Genomic DNA, 13,297 nt, shown 5'->3' with positions numbered 1-13,297 from the left:
CGCCGGTTGCCAGCGGCTCGATTACCAGGCGACGCCGAAGCCTGCGGTATAGCGGGTCTTGCTCAGGCTGCTTTCCGAATCGCCGCTGATCACGTCGCGCTCGGCCTTGAGGTTGAGCGACGCCCACTCGGTGACTTTATAGCGCAGGCCCATTTCCGCATCCAGGGAGTACTCGGCCGGGCCGTCGATAGGCTTGCCCACCTCGCCATTGGTGAAGAACTCAACGGTCTTGCCCACCAGGTAGCGGTTGTAGTTCCACTTCATGGCCAAGGAATAGAAGTTGTCCTTGCCGCCATCGGCGTACTCGTAATCGGTGCGGTTGACCAGCGAGCCGAGGGAGAACGCCCCCAGTTCGTCGTCCCAGAACTGGTAGCCCGGGCCGGTACCGACGGTACGTTGGCGCGCCAGGTCTTCAACCTTATCGCGCTTGTAGGTCAGGCGCCCCTGCCAGAACCAGTGCTCGGTGATGAAGCGGTCCAGGTCATACTCCAGCGCCCAGTTGTCGGTGGTAGTGACGTCGTCCTGGAACTCGCGGTTGTACTCGCCCTGCCCGGTATGGCGCCATTGGCCATGGCGCGCGGTGGTCTTGAAGTCGATGTCGTAGTCATTGGTGTCTTTTTCGGCGCGCTTGTAGTCCAGCGCCATGTCGACATTGCCCTTCCACACCAGGTCTTCGATCACCGGCTTGGGCTTGATGATCTGCTGGATACTTGCCAGCTCGACGGTCTTGGGCGCCTCGCCATTGGCCAGCACCACCTTGCCATCGTCCGCCGCCTGCAGGGACTTGGCCTTCTCGCCGGTGTAGGCGTCCTGCTTGACCAGCAACTCCTGGTCGCTCTCCAGGGTTTTCACCTGCTTCCAGTCCACCGGAATGGCGCCGGCGTAGTCGGTCTGGATCAGCAGCTTGCCACCGTCGAAGACCTTGATCTTGCCGGTCAGGCGATCACCGTTTTTTAACCAGACGGTATCGGCCAGCAGGGGCGTGGAGGCACTGAAGACAGCGAGGCACAGCAGGGTTCTGGACAACATAAGCGGATGGGGAGCTCAAGGTTGGCGAAAAGGGGCGATTATCGTGTTAGATAGCTAGGACTGACTCAAGGATTTGTGTTGAGTTCAATTCTCAACAGCATACTTACAGACGTTTCTTACAAAAGACCGAAGATCCCAACGGATATGCCCACAGTCAATCAGCCTGCCGATGCCCCACAAACCCCCGCCGAAATGCGCCGCACCGCGCTGTACCTGACCCTGGCGCAAGTCCCCGCCGGTTGCGTGGTGAGCTACGGCGAACTGGCGCAACTGGCCGGGCTGGGACGCGCCGCGCGCTGGGTGGGTCGTACCTTGAGCCAACTTCCCGAGGGCACCACATTGCCCTGGCATCGCGTGCTGGGTGCCGGTGGTCGGATAAGTCTGCCGGTGGGCAGCGCCTCAGGCGACGAGCAACGGGCGCGCTTGCGTGACGAGGGCGTCACGGTGCGCAACAATCGCGTGGATATTCAGCGCCATGGCTGGCGCCCGGTAGAGCACAGCGGTTAGAGTGCGCGCTTTGTTTCCGTGAATCTGAGGCAGACTCCAGCCCATGCCCCGTAAAACCTGGCGCGCCGCGCTCGCCGCCTATGCCAGCCCCTCGACGTTAGTGCTGTTGTTGCTCGGCTTTGCCGCCGGCTTGCCTTACATGTTGGTGTTCTCGACGCTTTCGGTGTGGCTGCGTGAGGCCGGTGTGGCCCGCGAGACCATCGGCTATGCGAGCCTGATCGGTTTGGCGTACGCCTTCAAATGGGTCTGGTCGCCGCTGCTCGACCAATGGCGCCTGCCACTGCTCGGTAAACTCGGACGTCGTCGCTCCTGGCTGGTGCTTGCACAGTCGCTGGTGATCCTCGGATTGATCGGCATGGGCTTCTGCGACCCGCAGAAACACCTGTCCTGGCTGATCGCCATTGCCGTCGTGGTGGCCTTCGCTTCCGCCACCCAGGACATCGCGGTCGACGCCTATCGCCTGGAGATCGCCGACGACAGCCGCCAGGCCGCCCTGGCCGCCAGCTATATGTCCGGCTACCGCATCGCCGCCCTGCTGGCCACGGCCGGTGCGCTGTTCTTTGCCGAAGGCTTCGGCTCCACCGGCTTCAACTATAAGCACTCGGCCTGGACCGGTACCTATGTGCTGTTCGGCGTGCTGATGATCCCGGCGCTGCTGACCACGCTGTTCATGCGCGAACCGAATGTACCGCTGCGCACCCAGTTGCAGGCCGGGCGCTACAGCTTCGTGCATCAACTGGTGTCGGTGTTCGTGCTGATCGTGTTGCTGGTGTCCGTACCGGCGATGTTCACCCAGCTGTTCAACACCGACTTCGCCAGCGTGCTGTTCCAGGGCGTCAGCCTGTGGGACTTGCTGATGGACGACCGCGCGTTCCTGCGCGCCATTCTCTATATCATTCTCACCACACTGTGCCTGTCGGCCATGGGCCGACGGGGCCTGGCGCCGGTGCTCACGCCGGTCAACGACTTTATCCTGCGCTACCGCTGGCAGGCATTGCTGCTGCTGGGGCTGATCGCCACCTATCGCATGTCCGACACAGTGATGGGCGTGATGGCCAACGTGTTCTACATCGACCAGGGCTTTACCAAGGATCAGATCGCCGGGGTCAGCAAGATCTTCGGCCTGATCATGACCCTGCTCGGCGCCGGCATGGGCGGCCTGCTGATCGTGCGCTTCGGCATCCTGCCGATCCTGTTTATCGGCGGCGTGACGTCGGCGGGGACCAACCTGCTGTTCGTGATGCTCGCCGACATGGGCCCCGACCTGCAGATGCTGATCTTCACCATCTCCCTGGATAACTTCAGCTCGGGCCTGGCCACGTCGGCATTCGTGGCCTACCTGTCGAGCCTGACCAACCTCAAGTTTTCCGCCACCCAATATGCGCTGCTCAGCTCGATCATGCTGTTGTTGCCTCGCCTGATCGGCGGGTATTCGGGGGTGATGGTGGAGAAGTTCGGGTACCACAACTTCTTCCTGATCACCTGCATGCTGGGCGTGCCGACATTGCTGCTGATTGCGTTGCACTGGTATCAGGAGAATCGGCGGATTCGGTTGAATCCGCCGGTAGAGGACTGATTCTGGGGGCCCTTTAAAAGCCAGACCGCGGCGCCCCCATCGCGAGCAAGCTCTGCGCCTACAGACAGCCCTGCATTCTGATGCCTGTACGGCGGCAGTTTGCGCCCGTACAATCCCAAGTCATTTCAAGTCCAAGCAACCGACAACGGCCTACCATGCGTACCAGTCAATATTTGCTCGCCACACAGAAAGAAACGCCTTCCGATGCGGTCGTGATCAGCCACCAGCTGATGCTGCGCGCCGGCATGATCCGCAAACTGGCCTCGGGCCTGTACACCTGGCTGCCCATGGGCTTGAAGGTGATGCGCAAGGTCGAAGCCATCGTTCGCGAAGAAATGAACGCCGCCGGCTCTCTCGAAGTGTTGATGCCGAGCACCCAACCGGCCGAGCTGTGGCAGGAATCCGGGCGCTGGGAAGAGTACGGCCCTGAGTTGCTGCGCTTCAAGGACCGTCATGGCCGCGACTTCTGCGCCGGCCCGACCCATGAAGAAGTGATCACCGACCTGATGCGCAACGAGTTGAGCAGCTATAAACAGCTGCCTCTGAACCTGTATCAGATCCAGACCAAATTCCGCGATGAAATCCGTCCACGCTTCGGTTTGATGCGCGGCCGTGAATTCATCATGAAGGACGCCTATTCGTTCCACGCCGACCAGGCATCGCTGCAGGCCACCTATGACCGCATGCACCAGGCTTACTGCAATGTGTTCACGCGCCTGGGCCTGAAGTTCCGGGCGGTTGAAGCGGACAATGGCTCCATCGGCGGTGCCGGCTCCCACGAATTCCACGTGCTGGCCGAGTCCGGCGAAGACGATATCGCGTTCAGCAACGGTTCCGACTACGCGGCGAACATCGAGAAAGCCGAAGCCGTGCCACGGGAAACGTCCCGTCCAGCCCCGGCTGAAGAACTGCGCCTGGTGGATACGCCAGAGACCAAGACCATCGCGGCCCTGGTGGAGAAATTCAATCTGCCGATTGAAAAGACCATCAAGACCCTGATCGTGCACGCCGAAGAAGAAGGCAAGCTGATCGCCCTGGTGATCCGTGGCGACCACGAACTCAACGAAATCAAGGCCGCCCAGCAACCTGGCGTGGCCAGCCCGCTGGTCATGGCCAGCGATGCCGAACTGCGCGACGCCATCGGCGCCGGTGCCGGTTCCCTCGGCCCGCTGAACCTGCCGCTGCCGATCATCATCGACCGCTCGGTCGAGTTGATGAGCGACTTCGGTATCGGCGCGAACATCGACGACAAGCACTACTTCGGCGTGAACTGGGAGCGTGACCTGCCGGTGCCGACCGTGGCCGACCTGCGCAACGTGGTGGCCGGCGACCCAAGCCCGGACGGCAAGGGCACCCTGGAAATCAAGCGCGGCATCGAAGTCGGGCACATCTTCCAGCTGGGCAACAAGTACAGCAAGGCGATGAAGTGCGAAGTGCTGGGCGAGAACGGCAAGCCGATTACCCTCGACATGGGCTGCTACGGCATTGGCGTTTCCCGCGTGGTTGCCGCTGCCATCGAGCAGAACAACGACGAGAAAGGCATTATCTGGAGTGACGCCCTCGCGCCTTTCCAGGTGGCCCTGGTACCACTGCGTTACGAAACCGAGCAAGTACGCGAAGCCACCGACAAACTGTATGCCGAACTGACGGCCGCTGGTTTTGAAGTGCTGCTGGATGACCGCGACAAGAAAACCAGCCCAGGCATCAAGTTCGCCGACATGGAGCTGATTGGCATCCCGCACCGGATCGTGGTCAGTGACCGCGGCCTGGCCGATGGCAATCTGGAATACAAGAGCCGGACCGAAGCCGAAGCCCAACCCTTGCCGGTGGCTGACGTGCTGTCTTTCCTCCAGGCGCGTATTCGTCGCTGAAAACCAGATCAAGAGACGTCATGTTCAAGCGAAACACCAGAGCCCTGGGGGGCGCCGCCTTGTGCGGCGCCCTGCTGGTCAGCGGCTGCGCCAATCAGATGTCGCAACGCAGTGAGCACGAGGAGCGGGTCGAGCGTAAGTTGCTCGACCACAGCCTGCAGATCGATGTAGGCGAACCCAAAGTGCTGGAACTGCCGCAACGCCGGGTTCGCATTCACGAGCAAAAGACCTTTGAGGTCACCGAATTCGAAGTTACCCGTCGTTACGATCGCTACACGCCTTACCAGCCCTGGCGCAAACTCTATGAGATGCCCCTGGGTGCAGTGGCTTTGGTCGCGGGTGCGGGCGCCAACGTGGCGAACATCTTCGCCCTCGGTAACCTGCCGACCAGCATGACCCACGACTGGCTGACCTACGGCGTGGACGGTCTCAACCCGTTCATGAACGTGCAATCCCATGGGCGCGCGCAACAGAACCTGGCGGGTATCGATGAAGTCCAGCGCGACAAACGCGTGGAGTATTCGAGCCTGCCCTGGAGCGAGCGCCCGGTCCAGGTCACCGCCGGCAAACAGACCCATGAGCTGACCACCGACCGCAACGGCGTGCTGCGCCTGAACCTGTTGGACAGCCCGTTTGCCGAGCAGGACCTGAACCGCGTCACGACCTTGAAGATCAGCGTGGAAGATGGCCAGGACGACGTGCACTCGGACTCGACCCTGGCGATCAGCAGCACCCTGCGCGGCAAGTTGCTGGAAGCCCACGGCCTGATCTACGACGACCTGGAAGACGATGAAGTCAGCCAGTGGGTGCACCGGGTCAAGCGCCTGTCGGAGCTGGGCCTGGAGGAAGAAGCCAGCGAACTGGAACAAAGCCTGATCGAACTGACCCGCAATGATCCCGAGTTGCAGCAGGAATTCCTGCAGGCGTTGACCAAGGATGCGGGGCGGTTGGTGGCGGATCCCGGAGCACGCTGAGGCTTCGAAAACGCTGCAGATCCAAATGTGGGGGTTTGCTTCCTCCCACATTTTTTCCCGGCTTCTACCAGGAGAACTCTAACTGTTCGTTCCCGCCACTCAGGTCCAGCAACCGCACCCCAATCCCCAACAACCGCACCGGTTTCCCACCGCGATTGAACGCCTGGGTCATCAACTGTTGATAACTCTCCAGATCCCGCGCCGCGCCCGCCTGCTCCAATGTCGTCTGGGTAAAGTCATGAAACTTCACCTTAACGAACGGCTTGCCCGCCTTGTAGCTGCTGTCGATACGCGCCATGCGCCCTGCCAGGGTCTCCATCAGTTCGGGCAGTTTCGCCAGGCAGCTTGAGAGATCCGGCAGGTCCACATCGTAGGTATTTTCCACACTGATGGACTGCCGCCGGCTGTCGTTCTGCACCACACGTTCATCTATCCCACGGGCCAGGCTCCACAAGCGCTCGCCAAAGCTGCCGAACTCACGTACCAGCGCCAGCTTGTTCCATTCGCGCAATTGCAGGCAGTCTTCGATGCCCAGGCGCGCCAGCTTGTCTGCCGTCACCTTGCCCACGCCGTGCAACTTGCTTACCCGCAGTTGGGAGACAAAGTCCTCGACCTGATCCGGGGTGATGACAAACAGGCCGTTGGGCTTTTTCCAATCGCTGGCGATCTTGGCCAAGAACTTGTTCGGCGCCACGCCGGCGGACACGGTGATGTGCAATTGGTTGGAGACCCGGCGCCGAATGTCCTGGGCGATGCGCGTGGCGCTGCCGCCAAAGTGCGGGCTATCGGAGACATCCAGGTAGGCCTCGTCCAGCGACAGGGGCTCGATCAAGTCGGTGTAGTCGCGAAAGATCGTCTGGATTTCCTTCGACGCCTCCTTATAGGCATCCATGCGCGGCTTGACGATGGTCAGGTCCGGGCAGAGCTTCAGGGCATGTCGCGACGACATGGCGGAACGCACCCCATACGCTCGCGCTTCGTAGTTGCATGTAGCGATCACGCCCCTTCGATCTGCCGACCCACCTACTGCCAGGGGCTTTTGCGCCAGGCTCGGGTCATCGCGCATCTCAATGGCGGCGTAGAAGCAATCACAGTCAACGTGGATGATTTTGCGCTGCGTCATAAGTAGAAAGGCGGGTTTAATCCAACGGGTGGCCAGTATCGCATCCACCCCTGTATATAGCACCAGTAGTTTGAATCTTCCGATTGAGTGGTAGGAAATTTCCTAGATGAATTTATTTTCTCAATCGAAATTAGCCTTCCAATAGAGCTGAAACCCTTGGCCCTACTGGCCCGCACGCCTCAAATGGCCCCGCATGGAGACCTAACCGATTGAACCACAAGCGCTTTTCTTCGATTCACAGGTTGACACACTCGTGATCCTCTGTAGAATGCCGACACACAGACGCGGGATGGAGCAGTCTGGTAGCTCGTCGGGCTCATAACCCGAAGGTCGTCGGTTCAAATCCGGCTCCCGCAACCAAACATCAAAAAAGGCTACTCGAAAGAGTGGCCTTTTTTGTTGTGGCTGTCCCGTCCTGGGCTGCGAAGCAGCCCCACACAAGATAGTGTGCACTTCACCACGGACTGCTCCGCAGCCCGGCGCGGGGCAAGCCCGCTCACTACAAAAAGCGTTTTCAATCGCGAACTTAGGTTACATGTCAGCTATTTCACACTTATTTGACCCATCGGCTCATTAACGGTTGACACCTCGCCATCTGGCTGTAGAATGCCGCCCACAGACGCGGGATGGAGCAGTCTGGTAGCTCGTCGGGCTCATAACCCGAAGGTCGTCGGTTCAAATCCGGCTCCCGCAACCAAACATCAAAAAAGGCTACTCGAAAGAGTGGCCTTTTTTGTATCCGATGAAAAAGTTCTTCTGAAACAATGGCATGGCATCTTTCATGAAACCGTACACGGTTTGTAGAGTCCATCTCATTGCACGCTATGCTTACGCCTCTACGACCAATGGCCGCAGTCGCCGCCCCCGGTGATCCGCGTTAATATTTGTAATTATTTTGTCCATAGGGATTGGTAACTTGGCTGGATACCTCCATCCTGTCGCGCACAATCCACGAGGTGATTGATGCGCGCCAACTCGTCTGAACCACAAGACACCGTCACAGCAGAACAACCTATCGCCCCCACCCGCTTGCGCTGGCTGGATCTGTTGAGCAAATACCGGCAACCCATCGGGCTGGCCGTGACCTTGTTGCTGTTCGCAATCGCCCTGATCGCCTGTCGGCACCTGCTATTGGAGCTGGACCTCTACGCTCTCCACGACTCGATCCTGGAAGTCCCCAAACCCGCATTGCTCGGTGCGTTCGCCGCCGCCGTCGCCGGGTTTGTCATTCTGCTGGGCTATGAATTTTCCGGCGCACGCTATGCCGGGGTGAACCTGCCGGCCAAGACCTTGGCCCTTGGCGGCTTTACTGCCTTTGCGATCGGCAATGCCATTGGCCTGTCGATGCTCTCGGGCGGCTCGGTACGCTACCGTTTATATGCACGCCATGGCATCGGGGCTTCGGAAGTCGCCCACATGACCGTGTTCGCCAGCCTGGCACTGGGCTGCGCCCTGCCCCCGCTGGCTGCATTGGCCACGCTGAGCAACTTGCCGGCAGCGTCGACCTACCTGCATTTGCCACAAACGGTGCTCGGCGGCGTTGCCGGCGCAGTGCTGTTGCTGTCGGCCATGTTGTGCATCGGCATCTATCGCCGCCGCCTGCCGGAACAACCCTACCCGGACAACCTGCTGGTAAAAGCCGGGCGTCGGACCCTGCGTCTGCCCGGTCGCCGCCTGACATTCCTGCAACTGATCATCACCGCACTGGACGTTGCCGCTGCCGCCACCGTCCTTTATATGCTGCTGCCGGAAGCACCGCCTTTCGGCCCGTTCCTGCTCGTGTACCTGCTGGCGCTGGCCGCTGGTGTGCTCAGCCATGTGCCAGGGGGCGTGGGCGTATTTGAAGCCATCCTGCTCGCCGCATTCGCCGACAAGCTCGGTGCCGCGCCATTGGCTGCCGCCCTGCTGCTGTACCGCATGATCTACGTGGTCCTGCCGCTGCTGATCGCCTGCGTATTCCTGCTGGTCAACGAAGCGCAGCGCCTGTTCCAGACTCAGCAAAGCCTGCGGGTAGCCTCGGGTTTGGCGGCGCCGGTGCTGGCCGTACTGGTTTTTTTGTCCGGCGTGGTCCTGCTGTTTTCCGGCGCCACGCCAGAAATCGACTCACGCCTGGAAAACATCGGCTTCCTGATCCCCCACCGCCTGATTGACGCCTCGCACTTCGGTGCCAGCCTGATCGGCGTGCTGTGCCTGTTGCTGGCCCAGGGCCTGCGTCGACGCCTGTCGGCTGCGTGGATGCTGACCATGGTGCTGCTGCTGGTGGGCGCCCTGCTCTCGCTGCTCAAGGGGTTCGATTGGGAAGAAGCCAGCCTGATGACCATGACGGCGATACTGCTGGCGATCTTCCGCCGCTCGTTCTATCGCGCCAGCCGCCTGACCGAGCTGCCTTTCTCACCGCTGTATCTGGTGGCCAGCGTCTGTGTGCTGGGGGCTTCTATCTGGCTGCTGCTGTTCGCGTATCAAGATGTACCGTACAGCCATCAACTGTGGTGGCAGTTCACCCTCGATGCCAATGCCCCGCGCGGCCTGCGCTCGCTGCTGGGCGCCGCCGTGCTGCTGGTCATCGTCTCGCTGACCTGGCTGCTGCGCACCGCACGCCCGGTGATCCACCTGCCGACACCCGAGGAGCTGGAACGCGCCAGCAAGATCCTGATGGCATCGTCGCAACCCGACGGCGGCCTGGCGCTGACCGGCGACAAGGCGCTGCTGTTCCACCCGAATGACGAAGCGTTCCTGATGTATGCCCGTCGCGGCCGCAGCCTGGTGGCCTTGTATGACCCGATCGGTCCGACCCAGCCCCGTGCCGAAATGATCTGGCAGTTCCGCGACCTGTGCGACATCCATCATGCGCGCCCGGTGTTCTATCAGGTACGCGCCGAGAACCTGCCCTATTACATGGACATCGGCCTCACCGCGATCAAGCTGGGCGAGGAAGCCCGCGTCGACCTGAAACGCTTTGACCTGGAAGCCAAGGGCAAAGAGATGAAGGACCTGCGCTACACCTGGAACCGTGGCACCCGGGACGGCCTGTCCCTGGAGATCTTTGAACCCGGCACGGCACCGATGGATGAATTAAAAGTCATCTCGGACGCCTGGCTTACCGGTAAGAATGTGCGGGAAAAAGGCTTTTCCCTCGGACGCTTCAGCGACGACTACCTCAAGCACTTTCGTATCGCGATCATTCGCTTCGAAGGCCGCCCGGTGGCCTTCGCCAACCTGCTCGAGACCTACAACCACGACCTGGCCAGTCTCGACCTGATGCGCGCCCACCCGGATGCGCCCAAGTTGACCATGGAATTCATGATGGTCGGCCTGATTCAACACTATAAGAGTCACGGCTACGCCCGCTTCAGCCTCGGCATGGTGCCATTGTCGGGCCTGCAACCGCGACGCGGCGCGCCACTGACCCAGCGCCTGGGCTCGATGGTGTTCCGTCGCGGCGAGCAACTGTATAACTTCCAAGGCTTGCGCCGCTTCAAAGACAAGTTCCAGCCTGACTGGGAACCCCGTTACATGGCCGTGCCCGCAGGACTTGACCCGCTGGTGGCACTGGCCGATACCGCCGCCCTGATCGCGGGCGGCTTGACTGGATTGGTGAAACGCTGATGATTCGACGCTCCTGGCGGTATGTATTGGCCTTTGTAGTGCTGCTCGCCCTGGTCCTGGGTGGCGGCTTTTGGTTCTGGAACCGCCCTGCCCCGCAGCCGACCCTGGAGCAACTGCCCCAGGCCGACGGCTCGGTGATGACCCGCGTGACCCCGGCCGGCACCCCGAAAGCCCGCGTCGCGGTGGCGGTGATGGCTGACGAAACACTGACCGATAGCCAGTTGATTACCCTGAGCCAGGGCGGCAAGGCGCAGATCGTCCAGGTGATCCTGCCAAAGGATGACTGCAAGCTCCAGGAACAAGCGCTGCAAAGCGCCCTGGGCCAGCTCAAGGGCCCCGCGACCCTGGTCAGCGGCATCGGCCCTGGCGCCGCCCTCGCCTGGCGCTGGCTGGCCACTCAGAGCGACGACAAGGCCAACGCCATCTCCGTCGGCTTCGCGTTGGTGCAGGAAGGGTGCAAGGACCCACTGCCGAAAACCGCCGCACACGGTAATTGGCTGGTGGCCTGGAACGACAACCCTGACGATGAAAGCGCCAGTTTCGTACGTGACACCCCGCGCGCCACTACCAGTATCAGCGACTACGACATTCACTATCCGCAAGTGCTGAACAACGAACTGCGCAAGCAACTGGTGGGTTCGGACAACGGCGGCCTGGCGATTCCCGTGGTGGAAGTGCCGGCTGGCCAGGCCAAGGACACCGTGACGTTGTTCCTTTCCGGTGATGGCGGCTGGCGTGACCTCGACCGCGACGTGGCCGGCGAAATGGCCAAGATCGGCTACCCGGTGGTCGGCATCGACACCCTGCGCTACTACTGGCAGCACAAGACCCCGGAACAAAGCGCCAAGGACCTCACCGAGCTGATGCAGCACTACCGGCAGAAGTGGGGCACCAAGCGCTTTGTACTGACCGGTTACTCGTTCGGTGCCGACGTACTGCCGGCGATCTACAACCGCCTGCCGGAAAACGAACAACAGCGTGTGGACGTCATCATCCTGCTGGCCTTCGCCCGCACCGGCAGCTTTGAAATCGAAGTGGAAGGCTGGCTGGGCAACGCCGGCAAAGAAGCCGCGACCGGCCCGGAAATGGCCAAGCTGCCGGCTGACAAGGTGGTGTGCATCTACGGTGCCGAAGAAGTCGACGAGAGTGGCTGCACCGACAAGACCGCCGTGGGCGAGGCGGTGAAACTGCCGGGCGGGCATCACTTCGATGAGAACTATCCGGCACTGGCCAAGCGGTTGGTGGATATCATCGTCAAACACCAGGCCAAGGACAAAGCCAACTAATCTAAGGCTGTAGGCGATAAAAAATGTGGGAGGGGGCTTGCCCCGGTACAAACCGGGGACATCGTTTACATTTCTAACCGGGGACATGGTTTACAGGCTAATACGCATGATCAGGAGGTAACTGATCATGCCCTGGAACCAAGAGTCCCCCATGAATCAAAGAATCAAGCTGGTAGCTGATTGGCTTTCTGGCAACTTCACCAAAAGCCAGTTGGCACGCCGCTTTGACGTTAGCCGACCTACCGTCGATAAGTGGATTGCCCGGCACGACGGCGATTTGAGGTCTTTATCCGAACTGTCCCGGCGACCTCACAACAGCCCAAATAAAACCGACGACGAGATTTTGGCCCGTGTAGTCGCGATGAAGGAGGCTCACGATAAATGGGGGCCGAAAAAGCTTCTCGAGCTATTACGGCTGGAAGATCCCTCCGTCACCTGGCCCTCTCCAAGTACGGCCGGTCAATGGCTTGACCGACTTGGGCTCGTCAAAAAGCGGCGCTTCAAACGCCGACACAGCATTTCCCACGCACAAATGCGAAAGGCCGACGAACCTAACAAGACGTGGTGTGCTGACTACAAAGGGCAGTTCAAGATGCTTAATGCTCAGATGTGCTTCCCTTTGACCGTCACAGACCATGCGTCGCGGCTGATTTTAGCGTGCAGGGCCCATCCCAAGATCATGACCCAGCCTGTAAAACAGGCCTTTGAGAGGCTTTTTCAGGAGTACGGCATGCCGGAAGTTATCCGTTCGGACAACGGGGTACCGTTCGCCTCTCCTGGCCTGGCAAGAATATCCACACTGGCAGTTTGGTGGATTCGGCTGGGTATTTATCCCGAGCGAACCATGCCGGGAAGACCCGCCCAGAATGGTCGCCATGAACGAATGCACCGTAGCTTGAAACTTGAGTTGCCCTTAGGGAAAAACTTAGTCGAGCAGCAGCTTTTGCTGGAGCATTTCAGGCATGAGTTTAATTACGTACGCCCTCACGAAGCGCTCGGCATGAAACGTCCGGGAGACTTGTATGTGCCGTCCACCCGAATTTATCCAGGATGCTTGCCCGATGTGGAATATCCGGCAGAAATGAAAGTTCGAAGCGTCAGGCAGGACGGATCGATCAAGTGGAACGGCAAGTTGGTATTTATCAGCGAGGCGCTGTCCGGGGAAAGGATAGGGCTCAAAGAAGCTGAAGATGAAGCTTGGGATTTGTACCTGTGTGATTATCCCTTGGGGAGGCTTGGACGAGGTATGACCCGCGTCCAGGCCTCAAATGTGTAAACGATGTCCCCGGTTTCAGATGTAAACGATGTCTACGGTTCTACACCCC

9 protein-coding genes and 2 tRNA genes are annotated in these 13,297 nt (G+C 60.3%); 9 read left to right on the top strand and 2 right to left on the bottom strand.

Annotated features, from left to right (window positions below; all coding sequences use genetic code 11):
• Nucleotides 1-21: 21 nt before the first annotated feature.
• Nucleotides 22-1,029: a DUF481 domain-containing protein gene (locus BFQ01_RS09155; protein ID WP_027605476.1), complete on the bottom strand. Its 1,008-nt coding sequence runs from the start codon at nucleotides 1,027-1,029 to the stop codon at nucleotides 22-24.
• A 144-nt stretch (nucleotides 1,030-1,173) separates the two neighbouring features.
• Between BFQ01_RS09155 and BFQ01_RS09150 the strand changes: the two genes are divergently transcribed.
• From BFQ01_RS09150 to BFQ01_RS09135, 4 genes are all read left to right on the top strand, one after another.
• Complete coding sequence (locus tag BFQ01_RS09150; protein WP_043293512.1) at nucleotides 1,174-1,536, top strand: MGMT family protein; 363 nt, start codon at nucleotides 1,174-1,176, stop codon at nucleotides 1,534-1,536.
• Nucleotides 1,537-1,579: 43 nt separating this feature from the next.
• Complete coding sequence (locus BFQ01_RS09145) at nucleotides 1,580-3,112, top strand: AmpG family muropeptide MFS transporter (RefSeq protein WP_065925013.1); 1,533 nt, start codon at nucleotides 1,580-1,582, stop codon at nucleotides 3,110-3,112.
• Nucleotides 3,113-3,267: 155 nt separating this feature from the next.
• Nucleotides 3,268-4,983 carry a proline--tRNA ligase gene (locus tag BFQ01_RS09140; protein ID WP_065925012.1) on the top strand — a complete coding sequence of 572 codons (1,716 nt, stop codon included), beginning with the start codon at nucleotides 3,268-3,270 and terminating at the stop codon, nucleotides 4,981-4,983.
• A 20-nt stretch (nucleotides 4,984-5,003) separates the two neighbouring features.
• On the top strand, nucleotides 5,004-5,957 hold the full coding sequence (locus tag BFQ01_RS09135; RefSeq protein ID WP_065925011.1) for a hypothetical protein: 954 nt from the start codon (nucleotides 5,004-5,006) through the stop codon (nucleotides 5,955-5,957).
• 64 nt (nucleotides 5,958-6,021) lie between these two features.
• Here the strand turns inward: BFQ01_RS09135 and dinB are convergent, their stop codons facing one another.
• Nucleotides 6,022-7,080, bottom strand: a complete 1,059-nt coding sequence (dinB, locus tag BFQ01_RS09130) for a DNA polymerase IV (RefSeq protein ID WP_027605471.1) — start codon at nucleotides 7,078-7,080, stop codon at nucleotides 6,022-6,024.
• Between the two features lie 283 nt (nucleotides 7,081-7,363).
• Between dinB and BFQ01_RS09125 the strand changes: the two genes are divergently transcribed.
• From BFQ01_RS09125 to BFQ01_RS09105, 5 genes are all read left to right on the top strand, one after another.
• Nucleotides 7,364-7,440 (top strand) — tRNA-Met (locus BFQ01_RS09125).
• 260 nt (nucleotides 7,441-7,700) lie between these two features.
• A tRNA-Met gene (locus BFQ01_RS09120) sits at nucleotides 7,701-7,777 on the top strand.
• A 266-nt stretch (nucleotides 7,778-8,043) separates the two neighbouring features.
• The gene (gene mprF, locus BFQ01_RS09115; RefSeq protein WP_065925010.1) at nucleotides 8,044-10,686 is read left to right on the top strand and encodes a bifunctional lysylphosphatidylglycerol flippase/synthetase MprF; all 2,643 of its coding nucleotides are present in this window, start codon (nucleotides 8,044-8,046) and stop codon (nucleotides 10,684-10,686) included.
• Nucleotides 10,686-11,972 carry a virulence factor family protein gene (locus tag BFQ01_RS09110; protein WP_065925009.1) on the top strand — a complete coding sequence of 429 codons (1,287 nt, stop codon included), beginning with the start codon at nucleotides 10,686-10,688 and terminating at the stop codon, nucleotides 11,970-11,972. The genes mprF and BFQ01_RS09110 overlap by 1 nt, the downstream gene beginning before the upstream one ends.
• Before the next feature lie 151 nt (nucleotides 11,973-12,123).
• The gene (locus BFQ01_RS09105) at nucleotides 12,124-13,248 is read left to right on the top strand and encodes an integrase core domain-containing protein (protein WP_249226998.1); all 1,125 of its coding nucleotides are present in this window, start codon (nucleotides 12,124-12,126) and stop codon (nucleotides 13,246-13,248) included.
• Nucleotides 13,249-13,297 lie beyond the last annotated feature (49 nt).

It is taken from the genome of Pseudomonas sp. 8 R 14 (assembly GCF_900005955.1).
In the GTDB taxonomy this organism is placed as follows: domain Bacteria; phylum Pseudomonadota; class Gammaproteobacteria; order Pseudomonadales; family Pseudomonadaceae; genus Aquipseudomonas; species Aquipseudomonas marginalis.
The sequence above is the reverse complement of the archived record's forward strand: the minus strand, read 5'-3'. Positions and strand labels throughout refer to the sequence as shown.

What these genes read in the sequence shown, in the direction of transcription:
- BFQ01_RS09135 (WP_065925011.1), top strand. Translation starts at nt 5,004, where the DNA reads ATGTTCAAGCGAAACACCAGAGCCCTGGGGGGCGCCGCCTTGTGCGGC.
- BFQ01_RS09110 (WP_065925009.1), top strand. Translation starts at nt 10,686, where the DNA reads ATGATTCGACGCTCCTGGCGGTATGTATTGGCCTTTGTAGTGCTGCTC.
- BFQ01_RS09105 (WP_249226998.1), top strand. Translation starts at nt 12,124, where the DNA reads ATGAATCAAAGAATCAAGCTGGTAGCTGATTGGCTTTCTGGCAACTTC.
- mprF (WP_065925010.1), top strand. Translation starts at nt 8,044, where the DNA reads ATGCGCGCCAACTCGTCTGAACCACAAGACACCGTCACAGCAGAACAA.
- BFQ01_RS09155 (WP_027605476.1), bottom strand. Translation starts at nt 1,029, where the DNA reads ATGTTGTCCAGAACCCTGCTGTGCCTCGCTGTCTTCAGTGCCTCCACG.
- BFQ01_RS09145 (WP_065925013.1), top strand. Translation starts at nt 1,580, where the DNA reads ATGCCCCGTAAAACCTGGCGCGCCGCGCTCGCCGCCTATGCCAGCCCC.
- BFQ01_RS09150 (WP_043293512.1), top strand. Translation starts at nt 1,174, where the DNA reads ATGCCCACAGTCAATCAGCCTGCCGATGCCCCACAAACCCCCGCCGAA.
- BFQ01_RS09140 (WP_065925012.1), top strand. Translation starts at nt 3,268, where the DNA reads ATGCGTACCAGTCAATATTTGCTCGCCACACAGAAAGAAACGCCTTCC.
- dinB (WP_027605471.1), bottom strand. Translation starts at nt 7,080, where the DNA reads ATGACGCAGCGCAAAATCATCCACGTTGACTGTGATTGCTTCTACGCC.